Source organism: Vibrio sp. QJM3NY_21 (assembly GCF_057785975.1).
This window is the reverse complement of sequence record NZ_CM173513.1, coordinates 2,791,015-2,808,706: the sequence shown is the minus strand read 5'-3', so window position 1 is coordinate 2,808,706 and position 17,692 is coordinate 2,791,015. Positions and strand designations below refer to the sequence as shown.

11 protein-coding genes are annotated in these 17,692 nt (G+C 45.7%); 4 read left to right on the top strand and 7 right to left on the bottom strand.

Going from position 1 to position 17,692, the window contains the following annotated elements; all coding sequences use genetic code 11:
- Positions 1 to 33 precede the first annotated feature (33 nt).
- From ygjK to ebgR, 7 genes are all read right to left on the bottom strand, one after another.
- Complete coding sequence (gene ygjK, locus AC3CID_RS12390; protein WP_488526622.1) at positions 34 to 2,427, bottom strand: alpha-glucosidase; 2,394 nt, start codon at positions 2,425 to 2,427, stop codon at positions 34 to 36.
- Between the two features lie 15 nt (positions 2,428 to 2,442).
- Positions 2,443 to 3,507 carry a protein YgjJ gene (ygjJ, locus tag AC3CID_RS12385; RefSeq protein WP_488526621.1) on the bottom strand — a complete coding sequence of 355 codons (1,065 nt, stop codon included), beginning with the start codon at positions 3,505 to 3,507 and terminating at the stop codon, positions 2,443 to 2,445.
- Positions 3,508 to 3,934: 427 nt separating this feature from the next.
- The gene (locus tag AC3CID_RS12380) at positions 3,935 to 5,368 is read right to left on the bottom strand and encodes an amino acid permease (RefSeq protein ID WP_017080740.1); all 1,434 of its coding nucleotides are present in this window, start codon (positions 5,366 to 5,368) and stop codon (positions 3,935 to 3,937) included.
- Positions 5,369 to 5,943: 575 nt separating this feature from the next.
- Positions 5,944 to 7,368 (bottom strand): amino acid permease, encoded by a 1,425-nt coding sequence (locus tag AC3CID_RS12375; RefSeq protein WP_004734429.1) that lies wholly within the window; start codon positions 7,366 to 7,368, stop codon positions 5,944 to 5,946.
- Positions 7,369 to 7,534: 166 nt separating this feature from the next.
- Positions 7,535 to 7,987, bottom strand: a complete 453-nt coding sequence (locus AC3CID_RS12370) for a beta-galactosidase subunit beta (protein ID WP_488526620.1) — start codon at positions 7,985 to 7,987, stop codon at positions 7,535 to 7,537.
- Between the two features lie 3 nt (positions 7,988 to 7,990).
- On the bottom strand, positions 7,991 to 11,107 hold the full coding sequence (gene ebgA / locus AC3CID_RS12365) for a beta-galactosidase subunit alpha (RefSeq protein WP_488526619.1): 3,117 nt from the start codon (positions 11,105 to 11,107) through the stop codon (positions 7,991 to 7,993).
- 324 nt (positions 11,108 to 11,431) lie between these two features.
- A complete protein-coding gene (gene ebgR / locus AC3CID_RS12360; protein ID WP_017060801.1) occupies positions 11,432 to 12,415 on the bottom strand; it encodes a transcriptional regulator EbgR in 984 nt (327 codons plus the stop codon).
- A gap of 393 nt (positions 12,416 to 12,808) precedes the next feature.
- Here ebgR and galE point away from each other — a divergent pair, with 393 nt between their 5' ends.
- The 4 genes from galE to galM all read left to right on the top strand — a co-directional run bounded on the left by galE (position 12,809) and on the right by galM (position 17,665).
- On the top strand, positions 12,809 to 13,819 hold the full coding sequence (gene galE, locus AC3CID_RS12355; RefSeq protein WP_123311969.1) for a UDP-glucose 4-epimerase GalE: 1,011 nt from the start codon (positions 12,809 to 12,811) through the stop codon (positions 13,817 to 13,819).
- Between the two features lie 119 nt (positions 13,820 to 13,938).
- Positions 13,939 to 14,991 carry a UDP-glucose--hexose-1-phosphate uridylyltransferase gene (locus tag AC3CID_RS12350; protein ID WP_052878877.1) on the top strand — a complete coding sequence of 351 codons (1,053 nt, stop codon included), beginning with the start codon at positions 13,939 to 13,941 and terminating at the stop codon, positions 14,989 to 14,991.
- Between the two features lie 322 nt (positions 14,992 to 15,313).
- The gene (gene galK, locus AC3CID_RS12345) at positions 15,314 to 16,474 is read left to right on the top strand and encodes a galactokinase (RefSeq protein WP_123311971.1); all 1,161 of its coding nucleotides are present in this window, start codon (positions 15,314 to 15,316) and stop codon (positions 16,472 to 16,474) included.
- 111 nt (positions 16,475 to 16,585) lie between these two features.
- Positions 16,586 to 17,665, top strand: a complete 1,080-nt coding sequence (gene galM / locus AC3CID_RS12340; protein ID WP_102463148.1) for a galactose-1-epimerase — start codon at positions 16,586 to 16,588, stop codon at positions 17,663 to 17,665.
- Positions 17,666 to 17,692: the final 27 nt, after the last annotated feature.

Below are 17,692 nucleotides of genomic sequence, written 5' to 3'. Positions count from 1 at the left end.
ATGAATCTCAGAGGACAGGTAAAAAGGTTCGATTTACTCTGCGTCAGTAAAGAAATCGTTGTAAAGCATGTACAAGTGAGCCGCACTCCAAGAGAAGTTTGGTGCGCCTTGTTGTTCGCCGGTTAGTGGGTTGTAGTTTTCACGGATTGGACCGTCTTGAACTAATCCATCGGCGTGGTCAAAGAACGCACCTGCCATTTCAATCGCATCGTCACGGTAGCCGTAGCTATCCATGCCTTTTAGGCCGAAGTAGAATTGATCTACCCATACACGTCCACGCCAGTAAATATCTGGGCCAAATGCAGGGCTAGAAAGCGCTGCTGTGCCTAGTGGAACGTAGGTATTGAACTCTTCTGTATCTTTCATTACAGAGACAACTGCATCAGCGTTAGCTTGAGTGGCAGCAGCATTGAACAATGGTGACCAACCTTCAGGGCCTTTACCACGCTCTACAATCGGTTTACCTGCACAGCCATTCGCTAGTGGTTTGTCCTCAATGCGAATGTCGTAGAAGAAGTTAGTGCCTTCATCGAACATACAGGTGTTGATGTAGTTCGATAGATGCTCAGCTTTTTCACGGAACTCTTTCGCTTCTGCGTCTTTACCAAGAATGTCAGCCATTTCTGCTAGGTACTTGTTATCGCTGTACATATAGCTTGCTTGATCGACAGATTCTTGCAGTAGTGAGTAGCCAAGTAGCGTGCCATCTTCAGCGCGGTTTTGAGCGAACTCAACATCCCAATCACTGCGCTTGCCGCCATTCGCGACATACGCGTCTAGCTGGTCTTTATCGATGAAACCAAATGCGGCTGCATCGTCACGACCTGACTCCCAAGAAGCGGCTGTTTGTGCTGGGCTTTCGATGTAATCGTAGTTACCTTCAGCAATCACTTTATCTAGCGCAGCTTGGCCTATAACTGTCTCGTGCTTATCGCCACGAACCACAGTGAAGTACATTTCACCTTCCGGTGTGTTGTGTGCTTTATCACGTGCTGCGCCGTATTCAGGTACGCCGTTGCCGTTGTTGTCACGGTTGCGCAGCCACCAATCGTGGTATGCCACGAGCTTTGGATACATCTCTTCGAGCCAAGCTTGATCGCTGGTGGTCTTATAGACTTCCATTACTGCCCATGCTGCTAGGCTTGGTTTTGTATTACGTTCATTCCAGTTGCCACCATCGCCGCCACGTTCTGGGCTTAGGTTGTAAGCAAGCAAATCTGGCACGTAACCTTCATCCCAAGGACGAACTGCATCGTCAGCCTGAATTTGGTATGCGAACATCGCGCGGATGTTGTCTTTTGCTACGTCTGGGTTGAAGTGAGCCATTGCGTAAGCTTGCTTCCATGTGTCCCACGGCCAAGTTTGGTTGCCCGAGAACCAACGTGCCGTTACTGATGGCGTGACTGAGTCAAACTCCATCGCACCTGCAGCGCCACGCCAGTTACCGTTTAGGGTTTCCATCGCTTTAACCGCAACACGCTCTTGCTCTGGTGTTGCGTTCGGGTTGGTTAAGCCCATCTCTAGATAGCCTTCCCAACGTTCTGCTGATGCCGCTAAGAAGTCGGTAGGGTTTGCCATGATCTTTTTGATTTCAGGCTGTTCTGCTTGCGCTTCTTCTGCCGTTAGAACATGCGAGTAAGTAGTGTAGATGGTGGTCGATGCTTCAATGTTTGCGGTTGAAGTAAACGCTAAACCATCCACTGTGGTTTGTGTTGGAATCGACTTGTGAACTTGGTACTCAGACTCACCCGAAGTCAGTAGATCCCATGTCGAACGAACCTTACCGAAGGTCACCTTTAGGCCATCGTCGGTCGCGACGATTTGACGGTCATACTCAGGGTAAGTTTCAGCGATGGTTTTGTCGGTTTGTGCCACGCCTTCTTTAGCGTGCGTTTTTTCTAGTAGTTCACCATCCCACACTAATTCGGCTGGGGAGTCGGTAGTGATTTTAGTTTCTAGCAGAGAGGTACGGTTTGAAGCAAAACGCATCGTCATTTCTACCGTGACATCGTCAGATTTTAGCGTCTGAACCAATGCGCCCGGTAGGCTGTAAGCTTCCATAGTGAAAGCCACTTTTTTGCCGTCTTTGAACACGCTTAGGCGGTCGAAGTTATCAGCCATGAAGTTGATGTATTCTTCGGTAAGCAGTGCTGTACCTGGGAATCCGCCCATGCCTTCTGCACTGTCTGGTAGCAGGTGACCGTGCCATGCACCTAGGTCGAAGAATGGGTTAAAGCGTTGGTGGTCATCGAAGTCGTAGTCACGCATGTATTCAGGTGAGCCAGTACGGTCGATAACGTTCTTAAATTCGTTGGCTTGCAGTTGTTCTGTGTCAGAGCCTGAGCCAGAGATTGAGTTTGAAGTACAACCAGTAACGACAAGGGCTGCACCGATAGCGAGAGCTGCGAATGATTTATTCAGTTTCATGATGAATTCCTGTTATTACCAGTAGAAGTATTGCATTGCGAACACTTGCGCGTCGCCGATTTCAGTGTCGCTGCCTACGCCAAAGCGGCTGTCGAAAGCAGTCGCAAACGCGCCGTTGCCGTATTCATACCAAACGCCAGCATTGATGTAAGAGGTGATTTCTTTGTCGCCATTGTCACCGTCAAAGTTTGCGTAGTTGTAGGCTGCAGATAGGTAAACGCCTTGTGCCGCTTCGTACCATGCACTGGTTTGAATACCAGACTCGCTACCGAAAGACTCTTGGTTGCCTTTATCTGTATCGTGCCAAACACGAGTGGCGAAGTTTTTGTACTCAGCACCCAATAGCAATAGTTCACCACCATCGTTGTTACGAACTTCACCACCACCCATTAGGGTTAAGTCGTCGGTCAGATCGTATTGGAGGTAACCATTGACCATGGCGTTCTTATCTTTCCATTGGTCTGCGAAGCTGTCGTATTTACCGAAGTGAACGAGAGCATCGTCTTCCGAGAAGTCAGACTCTGGCGCGAAAGAAACGCTGTAGCGAAGCTTGCCTTCTAGGTTTTGAATCTTCACACCAAGGTGCACGTCTCGCGTGTTTGAGATCGCGTAGCCGTATTCAACCGTAGGGTCACCCCACCATTGAACGTCATCTAATGAAGAGTCCATACGACCAATCATGAATTCTGTTTTGTTATCTGTGCGGTAGCCAGCGTAAAAGCGGTTGAACCCACCTTCAAAGCCGCCCCAGCCGTGGCCCGTTGCCCAAGCATTGCCTTCGTCGTCGGCTTGTACTGTCCAGCCTTCCATATAAGCAAGACCAAACCAATTACCGTGCTCGATAGCCAAGCCAGCTTCAATGTAAGTACCGTCTGCGTAGCGGCCTTTATCATCACCTTCGAGTGCCACGTGACCACCAAGGCCAAGCTCACCATAAAAGTTAATTAGGGTTTCGGTTTCTGTCTGAGGAGGCTGAGTATCACTGTGGTTTGCTGCGGACTCTTCCGCGTGGGCAGTGGTACTTAAGGCAGCAAGAATACAGCTTGTAATAAGAGTATTTTTAGTAAAACTACTTTTCATTTTAATCACTTCTGTGTCGGGGTTATAAATGAAGGTTCGCAAGCAGTTCTGACTTCTAATATGGGGTGCTCTTCAAGGCGTATTGGTCAGGTTACTTACGATCGCAAAACCAATATTAATGATAATTTTGATGTTTAAAATTAATTAAGTTTAAAAGTGTGATCTATTTTTAGTAAATATTTACTTTGTTTTTATTTTGACTTTTAGTTGAATTTGCAGAGGTATGGCTAGGGTTGTAAGTATTCGGGAGGTGAATTGTTTGATGGGTAGTTAGATTATTGGTTCGAATGCTTTGATTCTTGAATGGCTTTGATTTAATCGAGATGGTTAGTGGAAATGTACCGACAAATAAAAAGGCACTCACCAAATGCGAGTGCCTGAAGTTTAAATGCGAGTGCCTGAAGTTTAAGTCAGAGTGCAGGGTAAACTAAGCGTTCGCCGGTTCCGGTTTTGCCTCTAGTTTTTTCTCTTCTGGAGATAAGCTTTTTTCATATTTGCCGTACTTCCACCACGCGTAGCCAAGGAAGATAACAATCCCGCCCACGTTGTAGAAGATGATGGTCATGATGTCAGCACCTGTTGGGAAAGTAGACGCAAAGAAACCAACAGTGAAAATGCCGATCAGAATCGAGACCACGGTAATGCCTGTCATACGTGAGCCCATTCTGAAATCACGAGGTAAGTGATCCAACTTCAAACGTAAATTAAGGTACGCGATCATGATGAATAGCGGTGGCAACATCGATGCTGCAGCTGTCATGTTGATAATGGTACTCATCAGATCTTGAACCGTATCGGACGCCAGTGTCGGAATGAACATCAGTGGAATCACAATCAAGAACTGAATCCAAGCCGCACGCTCTGGAACGCCTTGTTTGTTTAGAGCGACCGTTTTCTCACCGAAGATACCTTTAGGGATTTCAGAGAAGAAAATCTTAACGGGTGTCGCTGTCCACATCAGTAGAGAGCCCAGCATCGCCGTGAATGAAACCACGCCCACAAAGCGATTCATTAGGATTTCAGACAACCCAAAGTGTCGTGCTAGCCCTTCGAATACCTGCACTGAACCGCCAGTAAATTTAAGCTCTTCTCGCGACACAAACACGTTTGCTAGTACTGAACCCACCGAGTAAAGCGCACCAATGAAGATACCGGCAATGATGATCACTTTAACGAAAGACTTGTGACCGCCTTTGATGTCGTTAACGTAAACCGCTACCGATTCTGCACCGCCAGCCGCCATGAAGATCCAAGTTATTACCCCAAGGAATGCCCAGTTAAAGCTTGGTGTCATCGCTTCAATGGTGATTGGGTCTGCTGGCTCGATACCACCGATCAAAGCACCGCCAGACAACAAGATGTAAGACATTGTTAGCAACAACATAAGCGACGATGTTAGTGAGGTGATGGGGCCAAGCAGTTTCGCGCCATTGTTTGAAATGTGCGTAGCAATCGCAAACAAAATGGTACTGAGGATCGCCGTGGTGATTGGCGTGAATATGTACTCAAACCCTAAGAACGCATACGACGCATAAGCGATGATTCTAGGCAGCAGAGAGGTGAAGAAGAACAGGTTAACAAACCAGTAGGTATAAGCCGAAATAAACGCCCAGCGGCCGCCTAGAGAGCTTTTAACCCAAGAATAAACGCCCGCTTCAGAGTTTTTATTCAGTGACACAAACTCTGCGACGATCAAACAAAAAGGCACAAAGTAAAAGATGGTGGCTAGAAAGAACATCGGCGCCGAGGAAAGGCCGATCTCGATGTTGTTGTTAATGATGTTGTTGAAGCTGTATACCGCCGCGAAGGTCATAGACAGTAGGGCAAACTTGCCTATCGTACTGCGTTTATTTTCGGACATGATGTTCTCCGGTGAATCACGTTGATGATCGTTATAACTTGGTCCTAGAGAGGGAGGCTCTAGGCCGCACTTTTATTGTTATGTTGGTTTGGCAAACACCCGCTTTGTTTTGTCAGGGTTGGCTCATTGTTGTTTTTATAGATTTACGATCGGACTTCTTAGTGCTTTTCCTTCTTGATTTTCAGTAAAGTTATTACCAAAACAAAGAGTTAAAGGTTAAGAGGTTCATCAAAGAGGTTGTTTGTTTCATGAACGACGATTTGTAAGGCTTGTAGGGGCTTTTTGTCGTTTTTAAATATGAACTCGTTCGTCTCTTCAGCAAGAAGATTAAAGATTAAGCGGCGGGAAGTTAATCAAAATTGATCAAATATGTGACCTTGGGTAAATAAATTTAGTTAATATTTTACCTTTGTTTTTGTTCGGGTTTCATTACGATTTAATTAACGTTTTTCGTGAAGTGAACCCTTGACGGAATGGCGTTTTTATTTTTGGGTGTTGGTTTTTAATTATCTGATTTAAAACAAAAAAAGCGCCATGGTAGGCGCTTTTGAAATTGGTTCTAATGCTGCTAAGTATTACGATTGCTTAGCCGCTTCTAGCTTTGCATCTTTACCTGCTTGCTTCTTTTCAAAGCGAGAGATCCACCACCAAGCGATAGCTGAGAATACAGCCGTCATAAATACATTGACGAAGAACGCTTGCATTAGGTCTACGCCTGTTGGGAATGCTGATGCCGTCATGCTGACAACAAAGATACCGATAAGTACTGACACAACAGACATACCTTGAACTCGAGTACCCATGCGGAAGTCACGTGGTGTATCGTCATGTTTCAAGCGGAATACAAAGTACGCCACCATGATGAAGATAGGCGGTAACATTGCGGTACCTGCTGTTAGGTTGATTGCTGTGTTCATCATGTCTTGTACAGACTCAGAACCGAAGCCGTTAACCACTAGCATTAGGAATACGAACGCAAACTGCCACCATGCTGCGCGTACTGGCACACCGTGTTCGTTAAGCTCAGTCGTCTTCTCACCGTAAACACCTTTAGGGATTTCAGAGAAGTGAATTTTTACTGGAGCTGCTGTCCACATCATCATTGAACCGAACATCGCAACGAATAGGATAATACCGACGAAGCGACCCGTTAGAGATTGTGAAATATCGAAGTAGTTCGCCATACCAGTGAAGATTTCAACCATGCCGCCAGCATAAGTGAGTTCATCACGTGCAACGAATACGTTCACTAATAGAGAACCGACTGCGTACATGATACCGATAGCGATACCCGCGCTGATGATCACCTTGATGAAAGACTTATGACCGCCTTTAACATCGTTTAGGTAAGCGGCTGCAGTTTCTGCACCACCGGCTGCTTGGAAGATCCAACACATAATGCCTAACGTTGCCCAGTTGATGGTTGGTGTCATAGCTTCAAGCGTGATTGGCTCTACCGGTTCATGGTTACCACCGAGTGCCATCATGGCGCCGATAACGTAAACCGCGAACAGTGCAAATACACCGTATGCCACGATCTCTGCAATTTTACCTAACCAGCTCGCACCTTTGGTCGAGATGTGTGTCGCTGCTGCAAATAGACCTATTGATATTGCCGAAGTCACTATCGGAGAGAAGGCGTACTCGTAGCCAAGCATCGCGTAAGACGCGTATGCGATAACGTTGGGCAGCAATGATACAAACCAGAATAGGTTCACGAACCAATATAGGAATGAACCTAAGTAGGCCGCTTTTGAACCCAGCGGTTGTTTAAGCCAGTCATACATGCCTGACTCAGAGTTTTTATTTGCTGATACGAATTCAGCAATAATGAACACAAATGGAATGAAGTAAATAAGGGTGGCGAGCAAAAAGATAGGAGCAGAACTCAATCCCAATTCGATGTTGTTATTTACAATGTTGCGAACGTTAAATACCGCTGCAAATGTCATGGAGAGCAAGGCAAATTTACCTAGCTTACCGCGTACAGATTCAGACATAGTGTCCTCCAAGGGTCACGTAATTATAGTCGTTATTTCTTTAGGCTTCCTTGTAGGGAAGAAGCATAAAGGCGTTATGCAGTGTGACTGAGCCTTGAACGGCAAGCCTCAGTACACACTGTGAATAGATCTTGTTGTTGCTTTCGTTTGTTTAGCTTTCAGTTACTTACTTATTAAGGAAGTAACCGTCTTCGATAGTTACTTTCAGCACCACTTTGCGTACTCGGTTATCACCGTGGAATCGGTAGGCTTTGCTGTTATCAAATATCGCTACTTGACCTTCAATGAGTTCACGAGTTTCACCGTTACCCATTAGGTGTTCACGGTCAGTCTCATCGCTGTAAGCTTGGATTTGCTCTAGCTCTGACTTGGCTGCGAACTCGACGGTTTCACGACCTTCTAGGTAGTAATGCACGTCGAAGTAACGACGGTTGCCAGTAAAGTTTTCGGTGTTACGAGCCACGCTGTCTTCAATCATGTAAGCCAGTGAGTCACCAATTGAATACATCACGCCATCTTTGATGTTGCCGATGTTTTCAATCGCTTCTACACAGCGTTGCCATTTACGACCGTCGCGGTAAACGACTTTAAATTGTTCTAAGTTTTCTAAAACGATCATCGCTTATGCCTCGTTCTTTTGTGGTTGAGATTTCGGTGTATTCACCGTAAAAAACTCATCGCCAAAATTGTGACTGATTAGGTGTTGCGCGTCGCAATCGCCTGCTTGGAATGGAATCAGAGTTAAGCCGTAGCGGAACTCGTCCATGTAAACTCGGTAAGAGTCGAGCACTTCGCTGCCCCAAGAATTCGAGCCTAAGCCCATCACTTGGTGGTCTAGGTTTAGCGTGATGTAACCGCTCTTCTCTAGTTCGATGGTGTGCTGTGCTTGATGCAGATCTTGGTTGGTGTAGAACCATGCGCTGAAGTTGATTTCTCGCTGTGGTTTTACTGCAATACCATTACCCGCGCGGCTTGAAAGTGCAGCCCAACGAACGTGTTGGCGGTTGCCGTTGTTTTGTGGGAACGGGTAGTTCTCGAACATGTCAGCCACGGTTGATTGGTAAACATCAATCATGTTGGCTTGCTTGCTGTCTTGGTAGTTCTCTTCAGGACCGCGGCCGTAGTATTGAACTTGGTCGAAGTCACCGTTGATACCCATGTCGAAACCAATCACTGGAATCACATGTGGGTAATCACCGTAGCGTTCGCCACTCAGTTCAACGTTCAGTTGGCCTTCTGCACTGATTTGGTAGCGATATTCGCAACGCATGCCGAAATCAAATACCGGTGGAGCAATGATGCTGGTGGTGGTGATCTCAATCTTGCCGTTGTTCTCTTCCACGTTTAGCGTGCGGAAGTGCTCTTGCATGATCTGTAGGTGTGCAGGCTCCCAGTAACCATCGTGCTCTTGCTTATGGTTATCAATCATTGGCTTGAAGAAGTTCAGCTTAGGATCAGACTTAATCAGTTCCTCGCCATTCACTAACCATGACGTCAGTTTGCCGTTCACTTTCGAGAAGTTCAGAGCAAAGTTGTGTCCTTTGATTAGGTAGGCTAAGCGAGATTCTTCAACATTCAGTGCTGTCGCATTATTGTTAGTGAAGGCGTCAAGTTGTGCAGTGTTCTCTTTCACTTGGAACTGATAAACCGCAATGTCGTGGTTCGCTTCGCTGTATGAAGTACGAGAATCCTTACGAACTGTAAAGTTCACAAACACTTCACGCTCATCAAGCTCTGGCAAATTAAGCGTCAGTTCACGGCTAGAGTTCTCAGCCAGCTCTTCAACCTTGATATGCTGTACCGCAATGGTTTTACCCTCAGCGCGGATTTCCGCAGTGATGGTGTAGTCATCGATGTTTGAGAACCAAAGCTTGTTGTCTACTGTGAAGGTGCCCGTTGTTGCATCGAAATCGCGAAGCTTCACTGGGGCAATCACTTGTTTGTACTCTTTCAAGCCAGGGCCTGGTGTTTGGTCTGGGTAGATCAAGCCGTCCATGCAGAAGTTGTAGTTGTTCGGGTAGTCACCATAGTCCCCCCCGTACTTGTAGAACTCTGTGCCTGCTTCATCACGCGCCAGAATGCCGTGATCACACCATTCCCAAACATAGTGACCTTGAATCGCGTCATGCTTGTAGAACACGTTTTGGTATTCAGTTAAACCGCCTGGGCCGTTACCCATTGCGTGTGCGTATTCACAGATGATGCGTGGTTTTTCGTGCGGGAATTCACCGAAGGCATTCATCAGTTGAGCACGTGAGTACATGGTTGAAATGATGTCGACCACTTCAGCATCACGGTCTTCTTCGTAGTGAACTAGACGGGTGTCATCAATCGCTTTTGCTGCATCGTACATAGAACGGATGTTGCAACCGTAGCCAGACTCGTTACCCAGTGACCACATGATGATAGAAGGGTGGTTCTTTTGAGCGTGAATATGACGTTCGATACGTTCAACAAACACCGCTTCCCATGCTGCATCGTTAGTGATGCGGCTTAGGTCGCCAACGTTCGCAAAACCGTGTGTTTCGACATCGGTTTCACCCATCACGAATAGGCCGTAGATATCACACAATTCGTAGAAGCGTGGGTCGTTCGGGTAGTGCGCGGTACGTACTGAGTTGATGTTGTGTTGCTTCATCAGTACTAAATCTTTCTCTACGCGATCCATGCCGACAGCACGGCCTTTTAGGTGGTCGTTGTCGTGACGGTTCACACCGTGCAGCATCACATACTTGTTGTTGATGTAGAACAGACCATCGCGAACTTTAATATCACGGAAACCAACGCGTTGTGGAATCACTTCCAGCACCTTGCCGTCAGCGTCTTTCAGCGTTAGTAGCAGTTGGTACAGGTAAGGGTTTTCAGCGTTCCATTGAACTGGGTTAACCACATCAATAGAGAATTGAGTATTCGCATTGCCGTCAGTCAATCTATTAGGAACGGCTAAGCTATCTACAGAGCCTTGCGAGATAACTTGGCCGCCATCAAGCAATGCGTACTCAAGGGTTGCGTTTGTTGCTGCTGCTAGGTTTTCTAGTTCCACTTTGCACGACAGGGTAGCGCTTTGGTAAGCGTCGTCGAAGTCTGTGCGAACGGTAACGTCTTGAACGTGCAGTTGTTCTTTACCTACTAGGTAAACATCACGGAAGATACCGCCCGTCCACCACATGTCTTGGTCTTCAATGTAGGTTGAATCGGCCCATTGCATCACGCGAATAGAAAGTAGGTTGTTGCCTGCTTTTACATGGCTAGAGATATCGAACTCAGCGGTGAGGCGGCTGCCTTTGCTGAAACCCACGTACTCACCGTTTACGTAAACTTCGAAGTAAGTTTCAACGCCATCGAATTTGATGATGGTTTGTTTCTCGTCCCAGCTTTCGCCTAGGAAGAAAGAGCGTTGGTATGCGCCGGTTGGATTGTCTGATGGTACGAAAGGCACGTCAATTGGGAATGGGAAACCTTCATCTGTGTATTGAAGATCACCGTGGCCTTCCATTTGCCACATGTTTGGAACCGTAATATGGCCCCAGTCTTTCATTTCTTGAGAGTAGAACTCTTCAGGAACCAATAGTGGATTGGTGAAATAGCTGAAATTCCATTGGCCACTCAATAGTTGGAAGTGGCTGCTAAGTTCACGCTGAAACGTTTTTGCATTCTTTTCTGATGCGTATGAGAAGAAGTATGCACGCGGTGCCATACGGTTCTCATGTAAGTTCAGGAAGTTTTCCCAGTTGTTCACGTTGCCTCTCTCTCGGCCTAGATGCAATTTGCTGACCGACGTTCTTATGCGTAATTGGGTCGTAGTGAATACGAGTATTTTTGGACTGAGGTAATTATTAGTAAAACTTTTACTAAATGAAATTGGTGAAAACGTTTTACTTTAACTACATCACGTTTTTTATGGTCTTTTTACAGTGCTGTGTGATCCACTTAAAAGAATGCTATTGGCTGTTTTATGAAGCAGGCTAAAGAGGCAGGTATGTGTATATAGGCGTATGTGATGGGCACAAAAAAGGCCACCTTCAACAAAGGTAGCCTTAGTTTATCTATTTGATATTTTTAACTATTTTGTCGTGTCGCGCAGCTTTAATTTGCTTGGTACATAGACACGTAGTGGGATAGTACGGCCGTCGCGTACTTTCTCAATCAACAGGTTAACGCCTTGAATTCCCATTAGTTCAGAGTGAATACGAACAGTCGATAAAGATGGGAAGGTAAATTTAGCTGTTGGGATGTCATTTACACTAATCAGCGCAATATCTTCAGGAATGTTTAATCCGTGCTCATGAACGGCTCGTAAAACACCAATTGCGATGGAATCTGACGCAATAAACATGGCTTTAGGGTAGTCGCCAGTCGCTAGCATCTGTTTTGCAAGCTTATAACCTGAAGAGCTAGAGAAGTCTCCACGATAGATGTCTTGCTCGCTGACAACATTCTTAAGGCTACCGTATTCAGCAAAGGCGACTTCGCGAATATCAGGAGTGTTGACGTTATCTTGTCCGCCAATAAAACCAATGCGTTGATAGCCTTGGTTGATAAAGAAGTTGGTGATCTCTTTGCTGATCAAAGCCAGGTCGATATCGACAGAGTCATAAGGTTCAGAGTGATCAGTGAAATCGACATAACAGATATTATCGCTTAGCTTTTTGGCTTGTTCGATAACCTCCGGTGTCATTCTTCCCACCAACAATACACCAGTAATAGGCGCTGAATTTACGTGTATTTTACTTTCATAACAGTTGGTTAGTTTAACTTCCATCTTGTCACATTGGGTTTCAATCCCGTGGCGAATCGATAGATAGTAAGGGTCATTCACTTCAGCTTCTTGCTTGTAGTTATACAGCGCAAGGAAGTGATGATTTTGTTTTTTACTGCTAACGGCTTTTCGTGAGCTGCTGGTTTTGTATTCCAACTTCTCTGCAATTTCAAAGATACGCCTTTTGGTCTCTTCCTTGACGCTTAATGTTGGATCTTCATTGAGAACCCTTGAAACTGTAGCCAATGAAACATGTGCTTCAGTCGCGATATCTTTTAACGTTGCCATACTCACTTCCTGTTATTGGAACATTGCGCTGCTTTGAAATTGGTATTTAGTAAAAAAGCAATGCACCTCTTTATTCTACAGACCTATTGTAATCAAACTGGAAGTCATTGCATTAACTTTTAGTAAAATAAATGTTCAACTCCTCTATGATGTCTCAAATCTAACTATCTATAATTATCTTATTAAAATTCAATGGATTAGATGTGTTTATTTATAGGTTATCCCTATATCACGTTCAGTAACAATGATATGAGTTAGTGTAAACGTTTACACTTCGTGGTTTTGATCACAGAATTATAGTCAAAATGGCTGCTACTATTTCTGGCATACGGTGCTACTGAGCTGAATGTCAGTTCGAGTTAGTCCAAGAATGACGACAAAGAGAGGTTGATTGTGGAAGTACTGGTTACGGGCGGCATGGGTTACATCGGAAGTCATACATGTATTCAAATGATACAGGCGGGTATGAAGCCAATCATTGTTGATAACCTTTGCAACAGCAAAGAGCTAGTACTGGAGCGAATCGAATCACTGACCGGCAAGCGACCAACTTTTTATCTTGGCGACATTCGTGATCAATCTTTTCTAGATAGCGTTTTTTCAGAAAACGATATCCAAGCTGTGATTCACTTTGCTGGCCTGAAAGCGGTTGGGGAGTCGGTGTCTAAACCTTTGGAGTACTACGATAACAACGTCAATGGATCATTGGTGTTAGCTCGCAGCATGAAGAAAGCGGGTGTGAAGAGCATTGTATTTAGCTCTTCGGCTACCGTTTACGGTGATCCAGAAGTGGTGCCAATTACTGAAAGCTCTCCAACGGGTGCAACAACTAATCCTTATGGTCGCAGTAAGTACATGGTCGAAGAATGTTTGGGTGATTTGTTCAACGCTGAGAACGATTGGAGTGTGACATTACTGCGTTACTTCAACCCAGTTGGCGCCCATCCATCGGGCACTATGGGTGAAGACCCACAAGGTATCCCAAACAATCTGATGCCGTTTATTGCTCAAGTAGCGGTAGGTCGTCGCGACAAATTGGCTGTTTTTGGAAACGATTACCCAACAGTCGATGGCACAGGCGTTCGAGACTATATTCATGTTATGGATTTAGCCGATGGTCATGTTGCGGCATTAAAAGCGGTTGGTGAGAAGGCGGGTCTACATATCTACAACCTAGGCACCGGTAAAGGTTCAAGTGTTTTGGAAATGGTAGAAGCCTTTGCACAAGCATCAGGCAAACCTGTTCCTTATGAAGTTTGTCCACGCCGTGCTGGTGATATTGCTGAATGTTGGGCAAGCACTGAAAAAGCGGAACGCGAGTTAGGTTGGAAAGCGACACGCAGCGTGATGGAAATGACGGCGGATACGTGGAATTGGCAGTCGAATAATCCAAACGGTTATTAGTCAGTGTAATTGAAGCCACAGTGCTTTTATCTGATAGCTAGTAGCTAGTAGCTAGTATCGGCACTTTTTCTCATTGGTAAGTGCTGAAGAAAAGAATTTTAAAGAGTTGAGTAAGTAGCATGTCAAAAGTTGAATTTAACCCAGTAGACCATCCGCACCGTCGTTATAACCCATTAACAGGTCAGTGGATTTTAGTATCACCGCACCGTGCAAAGCGCCCTTGGAGTGGCCAAGATGAAAAGCCATCGACTGCACAGCTTCCAGCGTATGAGAAAGAATGTTTCTTGTGCCCAACCAATACGCGTATTTCGGGCGATGAAAACCCAGATTACGACGGCACTTATGTTTTCAGTAATGATTTCGCGGCGTTGATGCCTGATTCACCTGATGCTCCAGAGTCTGATAACCCTCTATTCAAGACTCAAGGTGTTCGTGGGTTGAGCCGTGTTATCTGTTTCTCTCCGGATCACAGCAAAACGCTGCCAGAGCTGCCAGTGAATAAAATCCGTGGTGTGATTGATACCTGGAACGAGCAGATTGAAGAGCTAGGTAAAGATTACCTATGGGTTCAAGCGTTTGAAAACAAAGGTGAGACCATGGGCTGCTCTCAGCCACACCCACACGGTCAAATCTGGGCAAACAGCTTTTTACCCAATGAGATTGAACGCAAAGAAAAACTGTTAAAAGAGTACTTCGAACAACAAGGTTCTAATCTTTTAGTGGATTACGTTGAAGCTGAAATGAAAGACGGCTCTCGCACTGTGGTTGAAACTGAACATTGGATTGCTGTAGTGCCTTACTGGGCGGCGTGGCCATTTGAAACCATGTTGCTACCAAAAACACACATCCGCCGAATGAGTGAACTGACTGACGAGCAGCGTGATGATTTAGCGCTTGCGATCAAGAAGCTGACGAGCCGTTACGACAACTTATTCCAGTGTTCATTCCCTTACTCAATGGGCTGGCACTATGCGCCGTTCTTCGAAGAAGGTACTGACATTGACCATTGGCAGCTACACGCTTTGTTCTACCCACCGCTACTACGCAGCGCATCGGTTCGTAAGTTCATGGTCGGCTACGAAATGTTGGCTGAGTCTCAGCGTGATTTAACCGCAGAACAAGCGGCGCAGCGTCTTCGTGACTTGAGTGATGTTCATTACAAAGAGCAGTAATCGCCTGTTTCGTTGATAGTAAAACTAATCGATAACTCGGTTACTAAATAAAAAAGCGAGATTCCTGATATCTCGTCCCTCGATTCTGGAATGACGGCAGGTGAAAGGCATATAAGTTTGGAGCTTAGGAGCTTAAGGTTTTAGGAGCCTAGGAGCCTAGGAGCCTAGGAGCTTAAGAACTTAAGGTTTTAGAAGCTTAGAAGCTGATGTTGTCATTCCCTACCGTGAGAGACGAACGAGATAGAGCATCTCAAAGAATTAAAGTGGTGCCGTAAAGGGGCCACTACCAATTGATTAAAGAGTTTAAGCAGAGAGTTTACTTATGTCTGATCTAATCCAAAACGTGAAAGCATCTTTTGAGCAAGTCCTTGGCTACCAAGCGACTCATATCGTGCAAGCTCCGGGTCGTGTGAACCTGATTGGCGAGCACACTGACTACAACGATGGTTTTGTTCTACCGTGTGCCATTAACTACCAAACGGTAGTGGCAGCGGCTAAGCGTGACGACAACATCGTGCGCGTAGTATCAGTGGACTACGGAAATGCAGTGGATGAGTTCGACTTAACTCAAGAGATCACATTCCAACAAGATAAGATGTGGGCTAACTACATTCGTGGTGTGGTGAAGTGCTTAAAAGGTCGTGGTTTTGAATTTACAGGTGCAGACATCTCTGTAACGGGCAACGTGCCTCAAGGTGCAGGTTTAAGTTCTTCTGCGGCACTGGAAGTGGTCATCGGTCAGACATTCAAGGTGCTTTACAACCTAGAGATCAGCCAAGCTGAAGTTGCATTGAATGGTCAGCAAGCCGAAAACGAATTTGTAGGCTGTAACTGCGGCATCATGGACCAAATGATCTCAGCTGAAGGTCGTGCAAATCATGCGATGCTTTTGGATTGTCGTAGCCTAGAGACTCAAGCGGTTTCTATGCCAGAAGATATGGCTGTGGTTATCATCAACTCGAACAAGAAACGCGGCTTGGTCGACAGCGAATACAATACGCGTCGTGAACAGTGTGAAGAAGCGGCGCGCATCTTTGGTGTTCCTGCACTTCGTGATGTGACTATTGAACAGTTCAAAGCGAAAGAGTCTGAGTTGGATGAAATGGTCGCGAAACGTGCCCGTCACGTGATCACTGAAAATGACCGTACCGTTGAAGCGGCTCAAGCTCTGCGTACTCATGACATGAAACGCATGGGCGAATTGATGGCTGAATCACATGCGTCAATGCGTGATGATTTTGAAATTACAGTCAAAGAAGTCGACACCTTAGTTGAGCTGGTAAAACACGTGATCGGTGACCAAGGTGGCGTGCGTATGACTGGCGGTGGTTTCGGTGGTTGTATTGTGGCATTGGTTCCACCTGCATTGGTTGATGAAATTAAAACAACCGTTGAACAGAAATATCAAGCGGCGACGGGTCTAAAAGAATCTATTTATGTGTGCCAAGCGAAAGACGGAGCAGGCTTAGTTGAAGTAATCTAACGGCTTCGAGACTTAATATAGAGCTTACCAAGTGAAAAGATCATGGTAGGCCAAATGCTAAAGCCTTTATTTCAGGTAGAGGCTTTTTACTGGCACTAGAAGGAATTTAGAATGACACAAGAGCAAAACCTGCATCAATCCATGACACAAACTCCAGCCTATGATGGCCAACCCGCTCAGTTAGTGACGCTATCAAATACGCGTGGCATGGAAGTGACATTCATGGACATTGGTGCTACATGGTTGAGCTGTATCCTGCCAGTAAAGGGAAATAAAAGAGAGGTTTTGTTGGGTGTTAACTCAATGGAGAACTTCGATAAACAAGCCAGCTATATGGGTACAACTGTTGGTCGTTATGCTAACCGCATAGCCAATGGTCGTTTCAAAATTGATGGTCAAAACTACAAGCTGGAAACCAACCAAGCGGGCAATACTTTACATGGTGGTCCGAACGGTTTTGATAAACGTCGTTGGAATATTGCCGAGCAAACCGAAACGTCAGTGATGTTTACTCTTGAGTCTGCTGATGGCGACCAAGGATTCCCGGGGAATTTGAATGTGTCGGTGCGTTATGACATCACCGAAGACAATCGAGTTTCCATTCATTACTCTGCAACCACAGACAAGCCGACCGTAGTCAACCTAACGAATCATGCGTACTTCAATTTACTTGGTGCAGAAGCCGGCCACGATTGTTTGTCACACATTGTGAGCATCAACGCCAATCAGTTCTTACCGACCAACTCGGTAGGTATTCCATTAGGCAATCTTAAATCGGTGAAATCGACCAGCTTCGACTTCAATCAGCCTATGATGATCTCAGAGCGTTTGTTGGGTGATGAACAGCAGAAAGCAGCAAAGGGTTACGACCACTCTTTCTTATTAGCTGACGGCTGCAAGCGCACTCAATGCGCTGCGACCGTAACGTCACCGGACGCGCTAGTCTCACTAAAAGTATTTTCAACCAAACCTGCGATGCAGCTATACACCGGAAACTGGCTTGGTGGTACACCAAACCGAAGTGGTGGCAGCTATGAAGACTACGCTGGTTTGGCGTTAGAAACCCAGTTCTTACCTGACTCTCCTAACCACCCAGAGTGGAAGCAGGACAGTTGTATTCTCAAGCCTGAACAAGAATATAACTACCGTACCTGTTACCAGTTTGAATTTTCGGGGGATTCTTCAAACTAGTACGCTCTAGCTCAAAACGGTTATGCC